The sequence below is a fragment of the Pedobacter sp. KACC 23697 genome (assembly GCF_045348445.1).
In the GTDB taxonomy this organism is placed as follows: domain Bacteria; phylum Bacteroidota; class Bacteroidia; order Sphingobacteriales; family Sphingobacteriaceae; genus Pedobacter.
Genome location: NZ_CP157485.1, coordinates 1,490,607 through 1,515,689 on the forward strand (window position 1 = coordinate 1,490,607; position 25,083 = coordinate 1,515,689).

At 39.0% G+C, this 25,083-nt stretch carries 17 protein-coding genes; 12 read left to right on the top strand and 5 right to left on the bottom strand.

Annotated elements, in window-relative coordinates; all coding sequences use genetic code 11:
* Positions 1 to 136: 136 nt before the first annotated feature.
* Entirely contained in the window at positions 137 to 2,080 is a 1,944-nt protein-coding gene (locus tag ABEG20_RS05700; RefSeq protein ID WP_406826422.1) for an LTA synthase family protein, read from the bottom strand.
* 578 nt (positions 2,081 to 2,658) lie between these two features.
* Here ABEG20_RS05700 and ABEG20_RS05705 point away from each other — a divergent pair.
* From ABEG20_RS05705 to ABEG20_RS05740, 8 genes are all read left to right on the top strand, one after another.
* The gene (locus ABEG20_RS05705; RefSeq protein WP_406826423.1) at positions 2,659 to 3,336 is read left to right on the top strand and encodes a response regulator transcription factor; all 678 of its coding nucleotides are present in this window, start codon (positions 2,659 to 2,661) and stop codon (positions 3,334 to 3,336) included.
* The gene (locus ABEG20_RS05710; protein WP_406826424.1) at positions 3,333 to 4,598 is read left to right on the top strand and encodes a sensor histidine kinase; all 1,266 of its coding nucleotides are present in this window, start codon (positions 3,333 to 3,335) and stop codon (positions 4,596 to 4,598) included. Before ABEG20_RS05705 ends, ABEG20_RS05710 begins: the two co-directional genes overlap by 4 nt.
* Positions 4,599 to 4,953: 355 nt before the next feature.
* Positions 4,954 to 5,766, top strand: coding sequence for a phosphatase PAP2 family protein (locus ABEG20_RS05715; protein WP_406826425.1), 813 nt, complete (start codon positions 4,954 to 4,956; stop codon positions 5,764 to 5,766).
* Between the two features lie 33 nt (positions 5,767 to 5,799).
* Entirely contained in the window at positions 5,800 to 7,047 is a 1,248-nt protein-coding gene (locus tag ABEG20_RS05720; RefSeq protein WP_406826426.1) for a TolC family protein, read from the top strand.
* A gap of 2 nt (positions 7,048 to 7,049) precedes the next feature.
* Positions 7,050 to 7,976, top strand: a complete 927-nt coding sequence (locus ABEG20_RS05725) for an efflux RND transporter periplasmic adaptor subunit (protein ID WP_406826427.1) — start codon at positions 7,050 to 7,052, stop codon at positions 7,974 to 7,976.
* A gap of 2 nt (positions 7,977 to 7,978) precedes the next feature.
* Entirely contained in the window at positions 7,979 to 11,002 is a 3,024-nt protein-coding gene (locus tag ABEG20_RS05730; RefSeq protein ID WP_406826428.1) for an efflux RND transporter permease subunit, read from the top strand.
* A gap of 247 nt (positions 11,003 to 11,249) precedes the next feature.
* On the top strand, positions 11,250 to 12,602 hold the full coding sequence (locus ABEG20_RS05735; protein ID WP_406826429.1) for a Gfo/Idh/MocA family protein: 1,353 nt from the start codon (positions 11,250 to 11,252) through the stop codon (positions 12,600 to 12,602).
* Between the two features lie 115 nt (positions 12,603 to 12,717).
* Positions 12,718 to 13,809: a phosphotransferase enzyme family protein gene (locus tag ABEG20_RS05740; protein ID WP_406826430.1), complete on the top strand. Its 1,092-nt coding sequence runs from the start codon at positions 12,718 to 12,720 to the stop codon at positions 13,807 to 13,809.
* A 76-nt stretch (positions 13,810 to 13,885) separates the two neighbouring features.
* Here ABEG20_RS05740 and ABEG20_RS05745 read toward each other — a convergent pair whose 3' ends face one another.
* The 4 genes from ABEG20_RS05745 to ABEG20_RS05760 all read right to left on the bottom strand — a co-directional run bounded on the left by ABEG20_RS05745 (position 13,886) and on the right by ABEG20_RS05760 (position 17,564).
* The gene (locus tag ABEG20_RS05745) at positions 13,886 to 14,356 is read right to left on the bottom strand and encodes a GtrA family protein (RefSeq protein WP_406826431.1); all 471 of its coding nucleotides are present in this window, start codon (positions 14,354 to 14,356) and stop codon (positions 13,886 to 13,888) included.
* Entirely contained in the window at positions 14,353 to 15,042 is a 690-nt protein-coding gene (locus ABEG20_RS05750) for a CDP-alcohol phosphatidyltransferase (protein ID WP_406826432.1), read from the bottom strand. The genes ABEG20_RS05745 and ABEG20_RS05750 overlap by 4 nt, the downstream gene beginning before the upstream one ends.
* Positions 15,043 to 15,199: 157 nt before the next feature.
* Positions 15,200 to 16,006: a phytanoyl-CoA dioxygenase family protein gene (locus ABEG20_RS05755; protein WP_406826433.1), complete on the bottom strand. Its 807-nt coding sequence runs from the start codon at positions 16,004 to 16,006 to the stop codon at positions 15,200 to 15,202.
* Between the two features lie 769 nt (positions 16,007 to 16,775).
* A complete protein-coding gene (locus ABEG20_RS05760; RefSeq protein WP_406826434.1) occupies positions 16,776 to 17,564 on the bottom strand; it encodes an SDR family NAD(P)-dependent oxidoreductase in 789 nt (262 codons plus the stop codon).
* 164 nt (positions 17,565 to 17,728) lie between these two features.
* On the opposite strand from ABEG20_RS05760, the gene ABEG20_RS05765 reads away from it, so the two are divergent.
* The 4 genes from ABEG20_RS05765 to ABEG20_RS05780 all read left to right on the top strand — a co-directional run bounded on the left by ABEG20_RS05765 (position 17,729) and on the right by ABEG20_RS05780 (position 25,010).
* Positions 17,729 to 20,080, top strand: coding sequence for a TonB-dependent receptor (locus tag ABEG20_RS05765; RefSeq protein WP_406826435.1), 2,352 nt, complete (start codon positions 17,729 to 17,731; stop codon positions 20,078 to 20,080).
* A 3-nt stretch (positions 20,081 to 20,083) separates the two neighbouring features.
* Positions 20,084 to 21,172, top strand: a complete 1,089-nt coding sequence (locus tag ABEG20_RS05770; protein ID WP_406826436.1) for a PepSY-associated TM helix domain-containing protein — start codon at positions 20,084 to 20,086, stop codon at positions 21,170 to 21,172.
* A gap of 1,076 nt (positions 21,173 to 22,248) precedes the next feature.
* On the top strand, positions 22,249 to 24,675 hold the full coding sequence (locus ABEG20_RS05775; RefSeq protein ID WP_406826437.1) for a hypothetical protein: 2,427 nt from the start codon (positions 22,249 to 22,251) through the stop codon (positions 24,673 to 24,675).
* 47 nt (positions 24,676 to 24,722) lie between these two features.
* Positions 24,723 to 25,010 carry a SelT/SelW/SelH family protein gene (locus tag ABEG20_RS05780; protein ID WP_406826438.1) on the top strand — a complete coding sequence of 96 codons (288 nt, stop codon included), beginning with the start codon at positions 24,723 to 24,725 and terminating at the stop codon, positions 25,008 to 25,010.
* Positions 25,011 to 25,083: the final 73 nt, after the last annotated feature.

Sequence of the window (25,083 nt, forward strand, 5' to 3'; positions counted from 1 at the left end):
TTTGTAGAAAACTATCCTGTCATGTATCTTAATATCGCCTAATTAGCAAAAAAAAATGGAGCGCACAAGTCTGATAAGCTGCAGTCAGTTGGTTTTAATAAACGGGCTGCAGCTGATATTATGCTATTGGTTAAATTTATTGGGGGTTCTTGTTAGACTCAAAACCATATAATCCATTTTGGTAGAGGTACGAAGCCATTTGGTAATTGGATATCGCCTCATCTATCAATGTCTGGTTTGCTGGTATGGCTACAGCGCCTCCGGTGGTAAAATCGGGCATATACGTCGCCGCTTTTTTATTCGGATTCAAGATCACCAGGGTTTTGTTTTTAATATAGCCCAAACTTTGGTAAGTGCTAATGAAAGCCCTTTCATCACTATCTTTCATTTTAAACACATCCTGACCAAAAAACTTGCTGTCATAACTGAAATTCAGGTAACCCAGGATAGTCGGACCAATATCAATCTGTGCGGTGAGTTTTTCGAATTTACCTGGCGTAATGTGCCCCGGGCTGTAAAAAATCATTGGAATATGGTATTTATCAACCGGTAATTCTACTTTACCCGCGCTTGAAGCACAATGATCGGCAACGATAACAAATAAGGTATTGGAAAACCAGGGTTTTTGCTTCGCCTCGCGTATAAACTTACCAATGGCGTAATCAGTATATTTAACTGCACCTTCTCTGCCTGTATGCGAGGGAATATCAATTCTGCCTTCAGGATAAGTGTAAGGACGGTGGTTTGAAACCGTCATAATCTGCGCGAAAAAAGGTTTTTTGTTCTGATAGTCTTTATCCAGCTCGCGTAATGAAAGCGTAAATAAGTCTTCATCTGCCACACCCCAGATATTCGAATAATGGATTTCTGAATCCTGAAGTGCACTTCTATCCGTTACCTGATAACCATTATTAGAAAAAAACTCGTTCATGTTATCAAAATATCCATAACCCCCGTAAATAAACCTGCTGTTGTAGCCTTTTGAACGAAATATGCTGCCTAAAGTAAACAGGTTTTTATTGTCAGGTCGTTTTACAATGGACTGGCCGGGTGTTGGCGGAATACAAAGCGACAACGCCTCTAAACCCCGTACGGTACGCGTTCCGGATGCATATAAATTATCGAAGAGCAAACCTTCTTTGGCAAGCGAATCGAGTTGTGGCGTAATATGTTGCGTATTGCCAAATGCACCTAAAAATTCAGCGCTTAAACTTTCTACACTAATCAGTACCACATTCATCTTGTTTGCTGTCCCCGTGCTGCTGATGTTTCTGGAGGTATTTTTAAATACACCTCTTGCAGCTGAATCTTGTTGCAGCAAATTACTCAGAATGCTTTCCGCTTTTTTGATCGGTAATGTTTTATAGAAAGTGTTGTAGTCCAGCTGATTATTCCAAAAAGCAAATCCAAAATCATACATTCCATTGCCCGAAAGTTCATTTACATATTGGTTTTTGCTCAGGTACTTTAGTTTGTGGCTCACACCAAAATAGGTAAGTACAGGCAGGCATAAAAGAGCAAGGGCAGTTTTACTCCGTTTACCAAAACCTGTTGTATTGGTGGTAGAGAGGGTAATCGGTTTTCGTAACAAATAAACAATTAACAAAGTCACGATAACCAGACCTGCCATAATACTGTTGATCGGGTACGATTGGCGGATATTTCCAATAACTTCTGTGGTGTAAACCAGGTAATCGACCGCTATAAAATTATAACGGACCGAAAATTCTTCCCAAAAGAACCATTCTGAAATGGCATTGAAAATAAGCGTAAAAACAACAAAGAAAAAGTAAATGAACAATAATACCCTGTTAAATTTGCTGGCATACCATTTGGAAGGCAGCAGCCATAGGTAAATTACAATCGGAATGATGGCGAAAGATGCCGCTGCAAGATCATAAAATAGGCCAATAAAGAGAATTTTAACGAGATTAAGTATCGACCAATCAATAGCAGATGCACTATAAATTAAGAGGGCCACTCTGGTGATCAGCGAAATACTGCACAATAGTACGGTAACTAAAAAAACTGGTCCAAATCTGTGGTTTAGTAACTTATTGGTTTTTTCTTTAATGCTCATAGTTAATGATGGATCCAAAATTTGAATTTTACTTGCCAGTTGTTAAGCAATGGGCGAAGGTAGTTTTCAATTCTGAAGAAATCCTGAAGGTTTGGTTAGGCTTAAAGATATTATTAAAGCCATATACTTTAATAGTTTTTTAATCTCATTTTAATCTAAAATGTGATAAGTCGCTGTTTGAAGATTATCTTTTCCTGTTACCTAATTAAATAAAACTGATTTATATTAACCTGATTTCTGGATATTTTTATTTGTATATCAGGTATTTGCATGTTGTTTTAATGAAAAAATATATTACGGAATGCTTAAAATCAAGCGATGAAGTAAATGCAGCATGATCAACTGTTCAGTTGGCGTCACCCGGAATTTATTTCGGGCCTATCTGGCTAAATGATGCATCCATAATTTACTATATATTAGGGCCAAAAAAGTGTTTTATACTACAGTTTTCCTTCAGGATTAGCAGATAATATGGCGTATTTACCGGGAAGCAGATACATTAATTTTCCAGAATTTTAATGGTATTTTTAATTTTCAGGTTTAAATGATTACTTTATGTATAACGAAATAATTAACCAATGAAAATTTTAGTCATTGAAGATGAACCCGCTTTATTAGAGAGTATTTTGGCTTATTTTACGGGCGAAGGGAATATTTGCGAGTATGCTTCAGATTTTGCCGCTGCCAATGAAAAAATATCACTTTATAGTTATGATTGTATTCTATTGGATTTAGGCCTGCCCGGTGGGGAAGGGCTGGAGCTTTTAACCAGGCTTAAACAGCTAAAAAAAAGAGATGGGGTATTAATTATTTCTGCGCGTCACTCTTTAGACGATAAACTAACAGGATTAGACCTTGGTGCAGATGACTATCTGGTTAAACCTTTTCATCTGTCAGAGCTTAAAGCACGCGTAAGTGCTATTATACGCCGGAAGAATTTTGATGGCAATGATGAGATTCTTTTTAACGAGATCACTGTCGATGTTTCGGCAATGAAAATTACCGTTAAAGGCAATCAGGTTATACTCACCAAAAAAGAATTCGATCTGTTGGTGTATTTTCTTTCTAACCGTAATAAAGTGGTGACTAAAAATGCGATGGCAGAGCATTTATGGGGCGATGAAATGGACCTCTCAGATGATTTCGACTTTATTTATACACACGTTAAAAATCTCCGTAAAAAATTGGTTGAAGCAGGCGCTGCAGATTATCTTCGTTCTGTTTATGGAATTGGCTATAAATTTGGCGATGTATGAAACTTTCCAACCGTTACAACCGGGCTAATATTTTAACCTCTATTGTGGTGCTTATCATCACTGGGTTTGTTTACTATGTTGTCATCCATTTTATCCTGACCGAAAAATTAGACCGGGATTTAGTCGTGGAAGAGAATGAAATTAATCAATACATCAATACCTATCATAAACTCCCTTTACCGGCAAGCTATCTCGATCAGCAGATATCATATCAAACCCTAAACGGGATTAATTCAGAGAGAAAGTTTCTGAATACGATTTACTTTAACCCAAAGGAGCGCGAAAATGAGCCTGCACGAAGCCTCGTTACCGTTGTACATGTAAATGGTAAAGCCATAGCAGTAACCATAACCAAATCGAGGGTAGAATCCGAAAACCTGATCAGGATCATTCTCTTGATAACACTTGCAATTACAGTTGTTTTGCTGGTATCCTTATTGCTGATTAACCGATTTGTATTGAACAGACTCTGGCGACCTTTTTATGCTATTCTAAATGGGATGAAAGCTTTCGAAGTGGCGCGAATGGATGCCATTGAGCAGGAACCAACCAAAATTGATGAGTTTAACGAGCTAAATAAATCTGTAAACGCCATGGCCGAAAAGGTGAGGCAGGATTATAAGGAACTTAAAAGTTTTACCGATAATGCCTCGCACGAAATGATGACCCCACTAGCCGTAATTAATTCTAAACTGGACTCTTTACTGCAAACAGAATCGTTTACCGCGCAACAGGGCGCATTATTAGAAGACATTTATCACGCCACAGGCAAATTATCAAGATTACATCAGTCATTACTATTGTTGGCCAAAATTGAAAACAACCTGATTCCCGATCTTCAGCAGCTCGAACTTAAAGAAATGGTAGAAGTTAAAGCCCGTCAGTTCCAGGAATTATTGGATAAAAGTAGCCTGATCCTGACCGCAGATCTTTCCCCAGTTGAGGTTACCATGAGCCGCTATCTGGCAGACATGCTGTTGAACAATCTTTTCAGCAATGCAGTACGGCATAATGTAACCGGTGGGTACATTTTTATCAAACTAGATCAACGCAGCTTAAGTATTTCCAATTCAGGAAAACCTCATCAGGTTCAAACAAAAATTTTCGATCGCTTTTCTAAAGCTAAGGATTCTGATGGCATGGGACTAGGTTTGGCCATAACTAAACAGATCTGTAATCTCTATAATTTTCGCATTGATTATCAGGAAGAAAACGGCGGGCATACTTTTAAAGTCTGTTTTAATGTAGAATTTTCTTCCTGAGGCATAATTTATTTGATAAAATCAATATGAATGACAGAGCCGCTGTCAAATTACCTGTTGCAAATCTGATTTAGAAGCCAGCGTTCGACTAATACTTAAAAATTAATATACTTTATTAGGACAAATTGCTAGCCGTTTCGTCATGCTGAATTTATTTCAGCATCTTTCTTGTTAAACCGCCTTGCTATAAAGACCCTGAAACAAGTTCAGGGTGAGGGCCGTTCATGCAAAATTACCAAAGAACCCAAATTAAAGCACATTATTAATCGAACCCAGATTAGAAAATAGTTTGCCTCCACCCATATCTTCAGAATTTCTCCATAATTCGATCATAGTTTTGATTAAAATTTATACGATGAAAAGGTTTTTAGGAATGCTGTTGATAATGGTAATTTATACCGGTCAAACTTATGCCATTACCATTATTCAGTCGATCCAAGGTGCAGATTCGCTTAAAAATGTTCCTGCAGATTCGTTGGGGAGACGGTATGCGGGTAATCCGATTCCGAAAAAAAGATTTCAGGCAACCGCATTTATTGCGCCTGTTTTACTTGCCGGCTATGGTTTTGCAGCGGTTTACGATCATAGCGCATTAAAACAGCTGGATGTGAGTACCCGGGCAGAATTACAGGAAGATCATCCTTTATTTGCAGCTCATGTTGATGATTACATGCAGTTTGCGCCTGCTGCAGCGGTTTATGCGCTTAATTTATCGGGCATAAAAGGTAAACACAATTTGTTTGATGCTTCCATGTTATATGCTACATCAGCTGCCATTATGGGTGTTTCTACCCATTTTGTGAAACAGGGCGTGGGTAGAGAACGGCCTGATGGGTCGGGGACAAATTCTTTTCCTTCAGGACACACCGCCTCTGCATTTATGGCCGCAGAATTTCTGCACCAGGAGTACAAAGATGTTAACCCGTGGATAGGTTATGCTGGTTATTTTGTGGCCACGGCCACCGGAACATTGCGGATGTATAACAATAAACATTGGTTTAGCGATGTGGTGGCAGGTGCCGGATTCGGGATTGCTGCTACAAAAATATCTTATCTGGTGTATCCCTACATCAAAAGCCTTTTTACCACCAAAAAAGAAGGAAATTTTACTTTCATGCCCTTTCATCAGCAAGGGAATACGGGGTTAATGCTTTCGGGCAGATTTTAATATTTTCTATATTTTTTGAATTGAAGTCACACCATGAATGTAAGGATTAAATACCTGGTTTTAGGCTTGATCACTTTTTGTGTAACGGGCGCTTCTGCGCAAACAGCCTCTAAAAATCTCGATTATTATCTGAAACAGGCTGAATCGGTTAGTCCGCTGCTTAAAGATTATCAAAACCAGCAGCGTGCTGTTGGCATAGATAGTCTGATTATCCGTGCTACGGCAGGGGCACAGCTTACGGCCAGTTCTACGGGCATGTACGCACCCACTGTTCGTGGTTACGGTTATGATGAGGTGCTTACCAACGGACAGGCGCTGGAAGCTTTACTTAATGTAAATTATGATCTGCTAAATAAAAAGCGGATCAACAATCAGCTCCAAAGTATTAAAATTCAGAGCGATTCCATCAAATATGCAAGCCAGCTATCCTTATACGATTTGCAAAGAGCCGTAATCGATCAATATATTTCAGCTTATGCCAGCCAGGAACAGGTTGGTTTTAACCTCGAAGTGGTTAAACTGCTAGAAACGGAAGAAGTATTACTTAAAAAACTAACCCGGAGCAACATTTACAGGCAATCTGAATATTTAACCTTTCTGGTGACGCTGCAACAGCAGCAATTGGTGCTTAAACAAGCTGAATTGCAATTCAAAAATGATTTTGCCACTTTAAACTATCTGGCTGGCCTTGCAGATACGATCCCGGTTAAGTTAGCCGATCCAAAATTACAGGCTGACTTTAATATTACTGATCAGGTTTTTTTTAATAAACGTTTCGATATTGACAGTTTAAAAAACATCAATCAAAGAAACGCAGTACAGTTTAATTACCATCCCAAATTAAGCGTGTATGCAAACGGTGGTTATAATTCTTCATTTGCGCTTCAGCCCTACAAAAATTTTGGCACCAGTGTAGGTTTCACTTTCTCTGTTCCCATTTACGATGGACATCAGAAAAAGAAGCAGTACGAAAAGCTCAGTTTAGCCGCTAAAACAACCTCAGGATACCGTGACTTTTTTACCCGGCAACAGCAGCAACAATTGCAGCTTATTCGTCAACAGATTAACCAGACTGATGCACTTTTTCCGAAAATTGAAGAGCAGATCCGTTTAAGTAAAGGTTTGATAGAGGTAGATAGCAAACTGATGCATACCGGTGACCTGAAGGTTGCTGATTTTGTAATTGCAATCAATAACTACATGGCAGCTCAGAACCTGTTGAGGCAAACCAATATTAACCGATTAAAACTAATCAATCAATTAAATTACTGGAACCGATAACCATGAAAAAAATAATAAAATTGTGTTGTGGACCTATCGCCATATGGTTTGTTTTTACGGGGTGTAACCATTCAGCCCCTGCAGATAATCAGGATGAGCCTTCGCCAATTACTCCCGTTCAGGTAACTACTATACGCGATAGTGCACTGGCAGAATATGTGGAGCTTTCGGCAGTGTCAGCCTATCTGGAGAAAAGTTTTGTAAAGGCAAACATCAATGGTTATGTAGAAAATACCCGGGCCGTATTGGGTAAGCAGGTAAGCAGCCATCAGCTATTATTTAGTTTAATTACCAAGGAGGCAAAATCGATTGGCAATAGCGTGAATAAGCTCGATGCCGGCTTTAAATTTTCAGGTATCTCCAGTATTAGAGCCGATCAGGCCGGGACAATTATCCAGGTAAACCATCAAAAAGGAGATTATGTGCAGGATGGAGAAGCTTTGGCCACCATTAGCAACAGAAATAGTCTTGTTTTTCTCCTCGATTTACCTTACGAATATCATCACCTGATCAATCAGAACAACAATGTGGATATTTTTTTACCAGATGGAACCAAAATGACCGGAACAGTTTCAGGCACGATGGCTGCGGTAGATTCGTCGGCACAGACCCAACGTTACATTCTTAAAGTGGGTTCAGCTCAAGATATTCCGGAAGGTTTGATTGCAAAGGTGAGGTTAACCAAAATGAAGCATGCACAGGCCCAGGTATTGCCAAAATCGGCCATATTGGCTAACGAAACTGAAGATGAGTTTTGGGTAATGAAACTCATTAATGATTCAACAGCCGTAAAAATCAATGTGAAAAAAGGCATCGAAAACCAGAATACCATTGAAGTGCTTGATCCGAAATTTTCGAAGACCGACCGGATCATTATAACCGGAAATTATGGAATTGCTGATACGGCTAAAGTCAAAATCCAGAAATAGCCATGAATAAGTTTTTCATTTCCCATAAAAACCCTATCCTGGCCGTGTTGCTCATGATCCTGGTGGGCGGCATATATTCCTTTAACCAGCTAAAAACAGGGCTTTTTCCTGAAATTACATTTCCAAAGATTAAAATCATTGCCGATGCAGAATTACAGCCGGTTGATAAGATGGTGGTTACCGTAACCCGTCCTTTAGAAAATGCGGTAAAACAAGTGCCCGATCTTCAGTTGGTAAGGAGTACCACCAGCAGGGGCAGTTGCGAGCTTTCTGCATTTATGAATCCCGGCGCCGATATCGATCTCAGTCAGCAGCGCATAGAATCGCAGATTGCTAAAATTAGTGCTTCATTGCCGGCAGGGGTTAATATCTCGGTAGAAAAAATGAATCCTTCTATCCTTCCGGTAAGTGGATATAGTTTAGAAAGCCATAATTACTCATCAGTTGAACTGAAAAAAATCGCCACTTATACCGTAAAACCTTTTCTTTCGCAGGTTGATGGAGTTTCCGAAATCCGCGTAATAGGTGGTAAGAGCAAGGAATACTGGCTGGAACTTGATGTACAAAAAATGCAGACGCTGGCTATCACTCCAGATCAGATCAGCACTGCACTCAGCCAAACCAATTTTATAAAATCCAATGGCTACCTGGCCGATCATAACTACCTCTACCTGTCTGTCACTGATGCCACGGTAAAAAACAAAAGCGATCTGGAAAATCTGGTATTGATTAGAAAAAGTAACCGGATAATCAGGGTAATGGATGTGGCAAAAGTCAATATTCAGCAAAGCGTAGAATATACCCGCATCAATGCCAATGGTAAAGACGGTATCCTGATTGCAGTAATTAAACAGCCTAATGCCAACCTGGTCGATCTTTCTAACGAAATGTTTACCAAAGTGGAGCAACTGAAACATATCCTGCCTGCCGGCGTAAGTATAAAACCATATTATATACAAGCCGATTTTGTTAACGAATCGGTAAAAAGTGTACGCGATAGTTTATTAATTGGTTTGGCATTGGCTATTCTGGTCGCCATTATTTTTCTTCGATCGCTCAAGGCAAGTATTACCATTTTAATTACCATACCCATCACACTTTGTTTAACCGTAATCGTCCTTTATTTTATTGGTTATTCGCTAAATATCATGACACTCGGTGCTATTGCCGCTGCTATCGGTTTAATTATCGACGACGCCATCGTCGTGGTCGAGCAAATTCACCGTGCACACGAAGAGCATCCGGAAGAACTGACTATGCGGTTGTTGAGTAAAGCCGTTGGCTATCTTTTTCCGGCTATGCTTGGTTCATCAATTAGTACGATAGTGATTTTTATTCCATTTGTATTGATGACCGGTGTTGCGGGTGCTTATTTCCAGGTAATGACCAATACCATGATTATTACACTGGTTTGTTCTTTCTTTGTGACCTGGATCGGTTTACCCGTAATTTATCTTTTACTTACCCGAAAAGGGGGCAGCCACGCGGCCTCCGGTAAAAAGCTAACCGTACACGAGGTCAAATCGCAAAATTGGGTCCCTTACTTTATTCAACGACCTTATATAACCATTGCATTTATACTGATACTGATCACATCGGTTATATTGATTTTCCCAAGATTAGAAACCGGATTTCTCCCTGAAATGGACGAGGGGAGTATTGTGTTGGATTATGCTTCGCCTCCAGGGACTTCGCTCGAGGAAACCGATAGAATGCTAAAAGAAGTAGAAAAGGAAATCGTTAAAATCCCCGAGGTTGAAGCTTATTCGCGAAGAACGGGAACGCAGATGGGGTTTTTTATCACCGAACCCAATACCGGCGATTATCTGATTCAACTGAAACATAACCGTACCAAAAGTACAGATGAGGTGATTTCGGAGATCCGTAAGCACATCGAAAATACACAACCCGCCTTAACCATTGATTTCGGGCAGGTAATTGGTGATATGTTGGGCGATTTAATGAGCACGACCAAACCCATAGAGGTGAAAATTTTTGGCAACGACCAGGAAAAACTGCAGGTTTTGGCTAAAAAGATAGCCGATCTGGTTGCACATGTTGGTGGTACCGCCGATGTGTTTGATGGCATTGTACATTCAGGGCCAACTGTAAATATTCAGCCTGATTTTAACATGCTGGCACAGTACGGTGTGAGTCCCGCATCCTTTCAATCGCAGCTCCAAACCGCCATGCAGGGAACTTTAATTGGCGATTTATATGATAAGCAACAACTTTCACCCATCCGCATGGTTTATCCCGGAAGCAGGACCTTTAGCGTGGCCGATATCAACAAGCTTAAAATTTTCTTACCCAGTGGAACTGCAGTGCCTATACAGCAGATGGCCAGGGTTGATCTTAAAGCAGGGAATGCCGAAGTAGAAAGAGAAAATTTGCAGACCATTGGTGTAGTTACGGCAAGATTGGATAACCGCGATCTGGGCAGTGTAATGAAGGATTTAAAGAAAACCATAAATGCCAGTATAAACCTGCCATCGGGTTATCATATCGAATATGGTGGCGCATATAAAGAACAGCAGCAATCTTTTTCTGAACTGCTTACCATTCTGATCGCCTCAGGTTTATTGGTGTTTAGTGTAATTTTGTTTCTTTTTAAGGATTTTAAAATTGCCTTCCTCATTTTATTAATCTCTGTTCTGGGTATTTCCGGAAGTTATTTAGCCTTGTTTTTAACCCATACACCACTCAATTTAGGCAGTTATACCGGATTGATTATGATTGTAGGCATTATCGGCGAGAATGCCATATTTACCTTTTTACAGTTTAAAGAATCGCTTGTGGAACAAAATGTTGATGATGCGATAACCTTCGCCATCTCTACACGGTTAAGGCCGAAGTTAATGACAGCCCTTGGGGCGATTATTGCCTTAATGCCCCTGGCTTTAGGTATTGGCGCAGGTGCACAATTGCATCAGCCACTGGCTATAGCGGTAATTGGAGGCTTTATAGTAGCATTGCCTTTATTACTCATTGCTTTACCAGGTTTGATCAGGAAAATTTATATATAAAGGCACAAACCTGGATTATAGATGGTGCCTTTTGCGGAAAAATAAGATTTATTCCCAAAATTTTCCCTAATCCATTCTGCTAAGGAAGGTGAATGGAAAGGGCATTTTTACAAAAATTGTAAAATGCTGTCGCTGATAAAATGGCTTATAACAGGTTAGTCAATCGTTTGCGCGGTAATTGATCTTGTAATCCCCAATAGCTTGTGTTACTTTTAAAAATACAAATCAACAAAACCAAAAAACACCAATGGAACGTAGAGAATTTATCAAAAATGGCACATTTACGGCTGCGGGTTTAACCATCCTGCCAACCGGAAGTTTATTTGCATCATCAGACAGTGGAAAAGTAAGACTAGGTTATATCGGGGTAGGCGCACGTGGAATGAGTCATATTTCTGAAGGGGCCTTGAGAGATGATGTAGAAATTGTTGCCATTTGCGATACCCAGGAAAGCTCACTTAAAATTTGTCGTAATTTTATCGCTAAAAAGGGCAGGCCTGCGGCAACAGAATATACCGGAGGCTTAGATGCTTATAAAAAACTTTTAAACCGTAAAGATATTGACGCCGTAATTATTGCAACACCATGGCAGTTTCACCGCGACCAGGCTGTTGATGCCATGAAAGCGGGTAAATATGTTGGCTGCGAAGTCATTGCAGGTTTAACTGTAGAAGATCACTGGGATATTGTAAATACCTCTGAAAAAACAGGTATGCCTTACATGACTTTAGAAAACGTTTGTTACCGTAGAGATGTAATGGCGGCTTTAAATATGGTTAGGCAGGGACTTTTTGGCGAATTGTTACACCTTGAGGGCGGCTACCAACATAACTTAAGAAACGTACTGTTCAACAATGGTAAAGATTATTATGGTGGTGGGGTAGAGTTTGGACCTAAAGCCTTGAGCGAGGCGCAATGGCGTACCCAATTTAATATCGATCAGGATGGTGATTTATATCCAACGCATGGAGCTGGTCCGATCATGCAATATGCCAATATCAATAGGGGGAATCGTTTTACCAGTCTGGTATCGTTCAGTTCTAAAGCCAAAGGTTTGGCCGCTTATGTAGAAGAAATGTCGCCGGGCCACCCCAATGCCAAAATCAATTATAAAAATGGCGATGTGACTACTACCATGATCAATTGTGCAAATGGCGAAACCGTTTTGTTAAGTCATGATACGCATTTGCCACGTCCGTATTCACTCGGTTTCAGGGTGCAGGGAACAAAAGGACTCTGGATGGATGTAAACAAATCGGTTTATATCGATCACCAATCAAAGAAAGATGATGTATGGGATCCTGCTCAGGAATGGTTTGCCAAATATGATCATCCGCTTTGGAAAAAATATGAAGCAGAAGCAGTAGGCGCAGGTCACGGCGGTATGGACTGGTTTGTATTTAATGGATTTATCCAGGCAGTAAAACAGAAAAGACAAACACCAATCGATGTGTACGACTCGGTAACCATGAGTGTGATTAGCCCACTTTCTACAAAATCTTTAAAAGAGGGGAATATGCCACAGAAATTCCCGGATTTTACCAAAGGAAAATGGAAAGACCGAAAAAATACTTTCGCTTTAGACGATAGCGGTTTTTAGTCTCGGTTGCGGGTATTGCTTATGGCTTACCCGCATATTTTAATACGCAGATTTATTCAGGTTGATCAGATGGTTTGCCTGGAATAATTTTTATTCAAATATATAATACCATCTTATGTTTCAGGCAGTTTTAGGTACTTACGGACTTCGCGCAGAAAAGTGTAAAATTGAACCCTTTGGCTCAGGTTTAATTAACCATACCTGGAAAGTTTGCCATGAAGGCTCAGCCTATATCTTGCAGGAGGTAAATAAAGCAGTTTTCCATCATCCTCAACATATTGCTCAAAATATCAGGGCAATAAAAGCATATCTGGATCAAACTGCTGCCGGATATTTGTTTATTGCACCCATTAAGGCCTTAAATGGAGATGATTTTGTAGTAGTCAACAATCATTTTTACAGGATTTTTCCATTCGTAGCGCATTCTTGCTCAGTTGATTTTGTACAACAGCCTGAACAGGCCTATCAGGCAGCCAAACAGTTTGGTCAATTCACCAGGATGCTCCGCGCCTTCGATGTACAAAAATTAAAACCCACCATTGAAGATTTTCATAACCTGCCCTTACGTGTAGTGCAGTTTAAAAAAGCATTAGCAAAAGCTGGTAACGAAAAGATTAAAGAGGCAAAGTTTGCGATAGAGGAGATCATCAGGCATGATAATATAGAAGCACAGTATGCGCAGCTGGTGAGTAGCGGCGCACTTTATTTGCGGGTGGTGCATCACGATACCAAAATAAGCAATGTTTTGTTACAGGCCGAAACCGGCGTAGGTTTATGCGTAATCGATTTGGATACGGTAATGCCCGGATACTTTATCAGTGATGTGGGCGATATGATGCGAACCTATCTCTCCGCAGCCAATGAAGAAGAAAGTGACTTGAATAAAATCGTCATTAGAGAGGATGTTTTTGCTGCAATATATAAAGGCTACATGGAAGAAATGGACCAGGTTTTGACCTTCACTGAAAAACAGTTCTTTATCTATTCGGGTAAATTTATGATTTACATGCAGGCGGTAAGGTTTATTAGCGATTTCTTAAATGGAGATATCTATTATAAAACGAATTATCCTAAACACAACCTGGTGAGGGGCTTAAATCAGATCGATTTACTAAATAAGTACACGGCAAAACAATCGGAATTTGAAGAGATTATTAAGAAAATTAATGAAAATAGAGTGAACGAAGCTAAAACAATATGGAGCTAAAGCGCAAACGTTTGTTAATGTATTTTGATAGAAGAAATTATATTTCACCATATACCGTCAGGATAGAAGAAAGCCCCTAAACCCTTTGTTCTTCGCCAATTGTTTCAAAGTAATCTTCTTCATCAGCTTCATCATTACGAAGACTATTAATTTTAAATACCCAATATTTCATTAGCGGATAATTAAAGCCGTAAGAAACGATACTATCAATTAAAAGTCTGCCGATTTTATAATCTACGTTTAAGCTTTGATGCAATAAATAGGTACCTGATGATTTTAATGAAATACTGCCCAGAACTACCGTGAAAAAACGAATGAGTTGGCCACTGGTAGAGCTGTGATACCCGTCAATGCTTTTAAAAGCCCAAAAACGGTTAATGCAAAAATTAACAATGCCACCCAGGGTTCCGGAAATTAAAATAGAAATGGTAAAGTGAATGTGAAACCACTCAGTGAGCAGTACCATTAATCCATAATCGGTAACACCGCCAGAAAAAGCCGATACCTGAGCTTTGAGAAAAAGCTTAACAGATGCCCAATTGATCATTCTTTTTCCTCCCGGTCTTTAGCATCACCTGCCTTTAAAAGCTTTAAAGTGTCTATACTATTGATTATCAATAACAAAAGGATTGTGGCAATGGCAAAATAGGTGATGCTACCTATAATAAACGTTTCAGTAATAAGAATAATTGAAATAATTACCCGTAACTCTGTTGGTCCCAAATGCCCTGAATCGATTTGATAAAAACCGGTTATTTTATAGCGGAGTTGACTAATAATCATCGACCAGCCATATAACACCACGAATAAAAAAGCAAAAACCTGTGTTGTTCCGCTGGCGTAAAAATAATAGCCAAACCCGATGAGAATAATACTCAGCCAGTCCATCACAATATCCAATGCAAATCCATACCATTTTCGGGCTATCTTCCGGTAGTAAGCTAATCTGCCATCAAGTGAATCGCCAAGCCAGTTGGTAAAAAGGCCTGGAATACCGATCAGTAAATAGTTCCGCGAATAGAAATGAGCTAAAATAAACGCCGAAAACACGATTGATGATCCTAATAGGCCGATGCCTGTCATGATATTTGGCGTAGCCCAGCGGGGTACTCTTTTGAGCAAAAATAAAATTAACCATTGTTCGCCCTTGCGCAGAATATTGGTTCGTTCCCGGTCAGAAAATATACTTTTATCATCTGTTACGTCTTTGTGCTTTCTAATATGATCTCTCAATTTAATAACCTGCTAATAAAAAGCCCAATAACACCACCGTTCCCGGCCGATAAGATTTTACACCAATTCTCTTTTGAATGCCTTTTGAAAAGGCACTCAGCCTTTTTAGCTTCCCTGATCTGACCAGGTAGCTAATCACCAACACCAATAACATACGCTATTTAACAATGCCTGCAAAGCGCTGGTAGAAAACGGTTGGACTATTTTCATCTTTGGGTGCATATTTACCCGCAATAATCGGAATATAGATTACACGTCTCCTGCTTTCCTCGCCACGAACCGACGATTCTGCCACCCGGTGCCAAAGCCTTCCGTCATGAATGGTTAAATCACCAGCCTCAGGCAATATCGATACCTCTTCTGCATCGGGTTTATTATCGAGAAAATATTTTTTGCGGAAAAGCATCTGGTATATACTTTGTTTATGGGTACCCGGGATAATTTTCAACCCGCCATTTTCAGGCTTTAAGGTACTCAGGTGGATCCCTACGTTCAACATCGGATTGAGTTTTGTTCCGTAGAAAATATCCCTTAAACCATCTGTATGCCAGCCCATTTTGCTGAATTTGCTTTCAGGACCATTGATGTAATGGTTAAATACCATGCCGTCTTTTTCTTCTGTGCCCAGGCGTGCACCATCACCGGCCAATTGCAGCAGGGCATTAAAACGTGGGTCTAATAACAGTCCGCTTAAAGTTTGGTGCTGTTGGTTTATAAAAGCAAATCGTTGTACTATTGCCGAACCATCAAGATCTTTTCCATATTTGATAGGTACGCCATTTATTTTTTTGATACTTTGTTCTATCCATTTTTTTTCAACCTGTTTTGATGCCTCAATAATAGAAGAAACTGTTTCGGATTTGATAAAATTCTTGAAATGGATAAAGCCATGGGTGTTAAAAAAATCAAGCTGTTCTGGTGTTAATTGTTCAGATAAGATAAAGGTTGGATACGATGCGGCCATGTGTAAAAATTTAAAAGATTTAGGAAAAGGATAAATTTGGAGATAGAGTTATGCGCAGCAACAGTACATTCGCATTCGCGAGTGGTTCAGTACTGAAAAAAAATAAAACAAAACTGTTTTATTATACATAATCTATAGATTTAGTAGTATTTAATACAAACCTAACATATTTTTAATATTTCAAAGAAATTTATTTGAAATATATTTTTGGAAGCAGCTGTGGTAGGATAGAGATGTGAGAATAATGGCTACTGGAGCCGTATTTATTGTAATTCTGCTAATCAGTCAGATGGAAATATCTGACTGCAATCTCGGGGGGGGTCGGATGTTTCTATCCGGTACGTTACAGATTCATTTTTAATTGAATTGATCTTTTATTATTTGGAGCGCAATTGTAGACGTAATAGGGTACTTTATTCCCGTGTTTCGCTTTACGCTTCGCTTCGTCGTGCCTCCTTGCTGCAGGGTATCGCTACACCCGGGGCTAAATGGCCTAAACAATATTTCATTTTTAGGGTTGCATAGTGCACGAACCTTTGTTCTTAAACCCGAATGTAATGAAAAGCCCGTAAACGAGGAACGAGTGCGGACTTGTAATGGAATGCGGGACTAAAAATGCCAAGCACACGGAACTGTTCATTTCCAAATCAATTTTGATATCATACCCGTGGTGTTGGATGTTTCCATCCGACATTCATACATCAAACAGGATAATTTAGGGAATGAGGTATACGATTAATCAGATGGAAACATCTGACTATACATGGAACTAAGTTTTATAAATCCCTGCGGCCATTTTTTCGATAAATCCCTTTGGCAGAATCCTGTTGGCATATACACTGATGATATTGGTAAAGCCTGGAATAATTTCAGATTTCCCCGCGAACAATCCTTTAATAGCAATTTCGGCCACGTCATCGGGTTTCATGTTAAATTTCTCGGCCATTTTGTTAAAAGCGTCCAGTCCGGCGCGGTGTGCAAAACCTGTATCAACAGGTCCAGGGCTCAGGCAGCTTACTGAAACCGGACCATCTTTAAGTTCGAATCTTAATGCCCTGGTAAAAGATAAAATGAAGGCTTTAGTTGCCGAATAAATGGCTAAAGTTGGTACCGCCTGATAGGCTGCAGTGCTGCCTACATTCAGAATATATGCTTTTTTTTGTGTGGACAGAACCGGAACGAATAAATGGCACAATGCAGTTACTGTGGCCATATTTAACTGACACATTTCTAACTGGGCACTTAAGTCCAGTTCTGCAAATTTTCCCCACAATCCATATCCGGCATTGTTAATCAGAATTTGGACGGCATAATTTTTTGCTTTTACCCAGTTATGCACGGCTTTAGCGGCTTGAGACTGGCTAAGATCAATTGCCAGGATATGTACTTCAACTCCATATTCGTTTTTAATGGCAATTTGTAAAACAGCTAACTCATCAGCCGAGCGGGAAATCAGCAAAAGATTTATTTTTCTTTTGGCCAGTGCAATGGCCATCGATTTGCCAATACCTTTGCTGGCTCCGGTAATCAGTGCATAGGTAATCTTTGTTTCAGACATGTTTATTTATCAAAACGTTTTTTCACAAATATCAAATAAATTAACGCTTATGCCTTATTTGTTTTAAAAAGATGCATGATTAAACGCCAATTAGCGATGTTTTTTGAATTATTATTTTTAACGAGTCTAAATAATGTTAGCTTTGCCGAAATTTTCAGATCAGCATGAGACATTTTTATCAAAGATTTTTAGCCACAGCGCTTTTGGTGCTGTCTGCAATTACTTTATTTGCACAAGCAGACAAAGGAACCATTAGTGGAAAAATTGTAGACTCACTGGGTAACGGTATCCCTTTCGCCAATATACAGGTTAAAAAACAGAACCTTAAAACCACTTCTGACAAAACAGGTGCGTTTAAGTTAAATGCTGTTCCTGTTGGAAATCAGCAGATTAAAGTTTCGGTTACGGGTTACGATCTGCTTGAACAGGCGGTGTCGGTTGTGGCAAATGATACAATCTCGGTCACATTTGTTTTAAAAGAACAGGCTGAAGGATTAAATGATGTAATTGTTTCGGCAAGCAGAAGGCCTGAATCGTTATCTCAAACACCCTCATCGGTTACGGTGCTTACCGCTAAAGAATTAAATACCCAATCAACCATTAGTCCGAATTTGGCTAATATACTTTCGTATAGTGTACCTGGATTAGGTTTTTCAACCAATCAGACCGGTAATTCTGGTCAGACTTTGCGTGGGAGAAGTGTTTTGGTATTAATTGATGGTATTCCGCAATCAACGCCATTACGCGCAGGAGGAAGGGATATCCGCAGTATAGATCCCTCTGTTATCGAACGTGTTGAAGTAATTAAAGGTGCCACTGCCATTTATGGTAATGGTGCAGAAGGTGGTTTAATCAACTACATTACAAAAAAGGCCGACCAGGGGAAACCATTTGGCGGTTATACTCAAGCCGGGATTACAGGGAACTTAAAAGGGGATAGTACCATTGGTTACCGTTTTTCGCAGCAGCTTTATGGTAAAACAGGTAAGTTAGATTACCTGGTGAGTGGAATGTTCGAAAAAACCGGTGTTTTCCGCGATGCTGAAGGTTTGGTTATTTCACCTGAATATGGTTTGGGTGAAACCAGATCTTACAATGGTTTTGTAAAATTAGGGTATAACTTTACGCCAAAACAGCGTTTGCAGGTGATGTATAATTATTTCAGCTCCAGACAACACTCTAAATATATCACCAAAGAAGGTGTTTACGGTCAATCGCCGGCTATTGGTGTTTATGGTAAGAGATTGGGTGAAGAGGAAGGAACAAGGTTTAACCATAATGCCAATTTACAATATACCAATCAGCAGATTTTTGGTAAAACCGATTTAACAGCCAACATCTATTATCAGGATTTTTATACCATTTATTCCAATTCAGCATCATTTTTCGGTGGCGGACAGTCGGCTATTACCTCTACCAAAAAGGGGGCAAGGGTAAGCCTGAACACACCCTTTAATTTAACCGCTCAGGTACCGATGCAATTGAACTATGGTTTGGATTTAATGAACGATAAAACGGCTCAAAGCTTAACTGATGGGCGTTTATGGGTGCCAGATATGAATATGGTAAACTTTGCACCTTATTTACAGGCCTCAGCAACTTTAATTAATGATTTAACCATAAAAGGGGGGCTAAGGGTAGAAAACATTAACATCGATGTAGACGATTTTAATACCCTGGCTACCGGTGCAAACGGTGCGGGAAGTATAGCGGTACAGGGCGGCAAATTAAACTATAACGCTTTAGTATTTAATGCAGGTGTACGTTATTCAAAATTCAAATTTTTCAATCCTTTTATCAGTTACGCACAGTCTTTTTCGGTATTTGAGTTAGGAAGGGTGTTAAGAGCGGCAAAAAGCAATACTTTATCGCAACTGGAAACCAAACCCATCATCGTCAATAATTATGAGGCCGGTTTTAGCAGTAGTATAGATAAACTGAATTTTAGTGCAGCTTATTACTACAGTACTTCTAAACTGGGTGCCAATCTGTTAGAAGTAAATGGTACTTATATTTCTCAACGGATCCCTGAGCGTGTATATGGCTTTGAAATTCAGGCTGATTATCAATTACTAAAAGAGTTGAGCATTGGTGGTAACTATGCGCAGGTAGAAGGAAAAGGAGATGTAGATAATGACGGTAATTTTAATGGAGAAAAAGATGTGTATTTGAACACCACGCGTATCCCGCCATCAAAAACTACTGTTTATTTGAAATATTCAGGCATTAAAAACTTAAGTTTGGATGTGAACTGGATGCGCGTAGGAAACCGCGACCGTTTTAAAACCAACGCTGCGGGTAAATATTTAATTGGCGAGGGACCGGTAAAAGCGTTCAACTTATTTAACGTTGCAGCAGTATACCAGGTTACACTGCCGCTAAAATTATCATTGGGAATAGAAAATTTGCTAAATAAAGTTTATTATCCGGCTATTTCTCAGTTTTATGGCAGCAATGTAAATTATGTGCGTGGTAACGGGCGCCGGTTTAACTTATCGCTGGGTTACGCTTTTTAAGCAATGAAAAACAGGAAATTTAAAAATACCATCAGGAATATCCACCTCTGGCTCGGCCTGGCAACCGGCCTGGTGGTATTTATCATTAGTATTACCGGTGCACTGTATATTTTTGAAGAAGAGATCAGGGATTTTACTCAAAAAGATTTCCGCTACGTAAGTCTTCAAAAGAAGGTTTTTGTAGGTTTAGATAAAGTGATTTCGGGATTTGAAAAGCTTTCGCCTAAAGATGAGTTAAGGCTGATCAGGGTTGAAGATGCCAAGCCAAATGCAACGGTAGAACTGACCAGTAAAAAGGGGAAAGTCTACTATTTTAACCCTTATAATGCTACATTAGTAAAAAAAGGTGGTGAAGACTGGCTACAGGTGGTAGAGCATATTCATATTTCGCTGTTGTTGGGTAAAACAGGGAAGTTGATCATCCAGTGGTCGGTAGTTATTTTTGTGCTGATGCTCATCACCGGACTGATCCTCTGGTTTCCGGGCCAAATGCGGCTGTTAAAACAATCGCTCACCATTAAAAGAAAAGCCTCATTTAAACGGCTGAATTATGATTTGCATAATGTATTGGGTTTTTACGCATCTTTTGTGCTCTTGATTACCGCTTTAAGTGGTTTGTACTTCGCCTTCAAAGAAGTAAAAAATGCGGCCAGCTTTTTCACCGGGAGTAAGTTGGGGCAGGGCAAAGCGATCGTTTCGGCCAAACCGACCCATATCGATCCCTTGCCTTTACGTTATGATAAAATTTATACCGAAGCCAAAATCAAATATCCTGGTGCGATTTCCACTAGTCTTTCACTTCGGGGCAAAGGCGAATTAAGGTTGAGGATGATTTATCCGTACCGTTGGGCACGCAAACAGAATACTTTTTTTTATGAGGAAGCTACCGGGAGCCTGATCAGGACCAAACTGTACAAAGATTATAACGGAGCCGATTTGATAGAGGCCACCAATTATGATCTGCACACCGGTAGGCTATTTGGTCTTCCAAATAAAATTCTTTCACTTTTAGCGGCATTGGTTGCAGCGAGTTTGCCTGTAACAGGTTTTATAATCTGGTGGCAAAAAAGAAAAAAGCGCAAAGGGAAATAAACACAGCTACAATACTGCTTCAACTCCGGTTAAACTCAAAATTTTAGGTCGGTATTTTTTGATCAAGATCACAGAAACGTGTCTTTTATTGAGCTGATTAGTGGTGGTTTATCTTAGTATCGCAAGATGGTAAAACGGGATGTATTTAATCTTTTCATTCTGATATTAAGCACGATAATTTCAACGTACATCATCTTCCTTATTACAGGAATAATCCATCTCTTGTTTTTTACCAGAACTATTTGATCCGGATGGTGTTACTTTAGCATGGATGATAGAGCGAATTTGATTTTAGGCATAGTTTTTTTGTTGGCAGGAATTTTCGTTTTTTATATCATTTTCAGGCCTGACAGGCAAAAGAAAAGATAAGTTTATCGATTTCATACGACCTCAAAGTACCCTCGCTGGCGGACGCGTGCCGCGTGTGAGAATAAAAGCTGCAAAATTTTAAAATACCGCCATTTTCGCGGTCTTTTTAATTTTAAGATATTTTTACGGATACCAGGTGGCTAAATCTCATATTAAAACATTCTATTTCATATATTTAATCGATGATATTATTGAACATAGCTAAAGTCTATCCCTGTATGTTGAATGATATCTAGCAACGAGTAAATATGATATAGAGAAATAAGTTTTTATTGTTGACAATATTCTATAGAATAAATGTGCCTTAAATATAAATTCTACAATAAAGAAGGTTTGTATTTTGTAAGTTTTGCAGCGGTATATTGGATTGATAGAATTGCAAGAGTTGGGGTAAGGTAAAATGCACACGCGGCACGCGTGCGCCAGCAAGGGGGGCAATGCCGATTATGCACTGGCCGACAATCAAAAAATTATTTTCTCATTCGGCCGGAACTTTGATGGTACCGTAACTAAATATGGAAACTTGATTGCACTAAACTTGCTCTTTGGTTTTGGAACCAGCAGATATGGAGATGGGTGAATTGGTAATTTGTTCGTTTTTATTGCAAACTGAATGAAAAATGCTTACTGGTTATGATAATTGATAATTTATTTATCGGTTAGATTAATATAAAGACATTTTAATCTTTAAAACAGATTAACGACATATGAAAAGTTACATTAATGCCATTTTAGGAAGTTTCGTTCCCGCCTTTGAAAAAGGAATATTTGAAATCCGTTTCAGCTTTAAACGTTTAACGGTAAGAACATTGTTTCACGATTTTATTTCGGTAGCCTCCAGCATTGGTTTTGTTATTTTGCCCGCATTTTTAATTGGATTTATCTTTCTGTTATTGCCTCAGGGCAGGGATACACTTTTACTCGTAGTAGAAAACTTATCTGCCTTTAACTTTTGGCCAATCTTTTTTTTACTATTGGGTATTGCAGCCTGGAGCATGGTATCGGAAATTAGTGTACGTTATGCGATTTATATCTCTGATAATTCGGGTAAAAACCTGAGTGATGATCGGGTGGCCTGGCGAAAAACCGTTCAAAAATTACTGGCTGCAGCTTTTTTGTTGTGGCCATCATTTATTGTTTTTGTGAGCATGTTTTGGTGCATGCTCAGCGCCACTTATATGGAGAAAGTACCACGGTTTTTATGTTTTGGTACCTGCTTTATCCTGATTTATTGGTTAATGTCTTTTTTGTCCAATTTATACTTCCGCAAATCGGGTAAAGCAAGCGCCGGGGTTTATTTAAAAACAAAACTGGGAGAACGATCCTTACCCGACCGCGAACAACAATACCTAAGGAAGTTATATGGTATCTATCAGGATTTCATTTATACGCTACCAAAGGCATCTAGTTTTCAAAAAGGCTATAAAGAAGAATTGCAGCATTTTTCAGATTATTTTACAAAATCGACTATGGATTTTACAGCGAGTTTTCCTCAAAATCCAAAAGTACTGATCGAAACACGTATTGTACCTGCTGAATTTAAGCTCATTGACAGCGAGAAATTATTAAAAGGAAGAGGTGAACTTTATAAGTGGACTTATCAGATTCCTGCATCATTTTATAACGGCTTACATCGCCAGATTAAACTATTTGCCGGAGTTTCATTTCTATTATTCCTGTTAATAGCATTTATTCCTGGATGGTGGCCTGTGTTTTCATGGATTGGAGCTCCAGCATTAATCTGTTTTGCCTTTGCGTGTTATACTGGTATTTACGCCGGACTGCTTTATTTAGATAAATCTTTGCTCAGAAACTGGAAAATTTCTGTCCGTTTTCTATTGGTCATTATTTTGATCATCTGCTCTTTCTATAATCAGGATCATCCTGTACGAATGACAGCGCATAAAACTAAAACACGCGAAACTGTTGTCGATCATTTTAACAGGTGGTTTATGAATTATAAAGCGGATATTGACAAGCAGAAAGATAAGGAAGACCAGCAAAAAAAATACCCTGTTGTTTTTATTTGTGCCGAAGGTGGCGCATTACGCACCGGGGCTTATACCAGTTTATTCTTATCCAGTTTAAGTGCAAAACTGGAAAAAGAACAAAATATTGATTTTAAAAGATCAATATTCGCCATTTCAGGCGTATCAGGCGGTGCCGTTGGTTTAGGCCTTTATAATGCGTTAACTTTCGAAAATAATGTACAGGTCTCATCTAAAACATCAGTTGAGTTATCTAAACAATTTTTCCAGCATGATACACTATCACCCATAATTGGTAAAATGCTTTTCGGTGATTTTCTGAACTTGTTTTTACCCATACATATTAAGTTATTCGATAGATCAATTGCCCTTGAGAAATCCTGGGAACAATCCTATCAATCATTAATCAATCACAACCAAGAGAATGTATTTTCCAGCAGTTTTGCTTCTGGAAAGATAAAGCCAAATCAACCATTGTTCATCATTAATACCACAGAAGTTGAAACAGGATTGCAATGTTGGGTGAGCAATCTTGTACCCGATAGCCTCGCATTAAAAAATCAACGGGATTTACTGGCAGAAAAGGTAAATGATCTAAATTATAGTACAGCAATAAATTTTAGTACCCGTTTTCCTTTGTTTTCTCCGGCTGCAAAAGTTGGTGGTTTAAATGGCAATCCACGTTTGCATTATCTGGATGGAGGTTATGTTGAAAATACAGGCAGTGCTTCCATGTTAGAAGTGCTTCAACTATTAAAAAGTAGATCACCATACTTTAATCAGATTACTCCAATAGTGATTACACTGCTTTTTAGCGAAGAAGATAAAACCACACCCAATATCAGGTTTGGTAATGAGTTTATCGAAATTTTAAATGCATTAACCCACACCAGATCCGGAAATAGTAAGATAAGCAGATTTCAATTGAAGCAGTTTTTAAATAGAGATAGTATTGGTTTGCCTATCGATGAACCGCTAACCCCTGAAGAAAAAAAAGTACCGATGAACTGGGTTTTATCAGCGCAGAGTATGAACAATATTACACGCGATATAGAGGATAAGTTAAACAATACATCAGAAACGGGTATTATTAACAAATTACGCATACATCATTTAAATTTCCCTCAAAATAAAGTAGTTGAATAATTATTCAGTTATTGTTCTGTTTTTGTACCCTTGTAAAAAAAATAGAAATGGAAAAACCGCTTGTTAATATCACGTATTGCCCTAAATGTGGCTGGATGTTACGTTCGGCCTACATGGCACAAGAAATTTTAACCACTTTTATAGATGAGGTAAAGGGCGTAACGTTAATACCAAGTGAAACTTCAGGCGCTTTTACTGTTCACGTTGGTGCCAAGCTAATTTTCGACCGAAAACTGATGCAACGTTTTCCTGAAATCAAAGAGTTAAAGCAACTTATTCGTGATGAAGTTAATCCTGCAAAAAATCTTGGTCATTCTGATGTGAAGAAATTTTAAATCTACAGATCTTTGAAAAGTACTTTTATTATTTGATTATCGAAAAACAAAACCATCAGGTAACCTAAATACA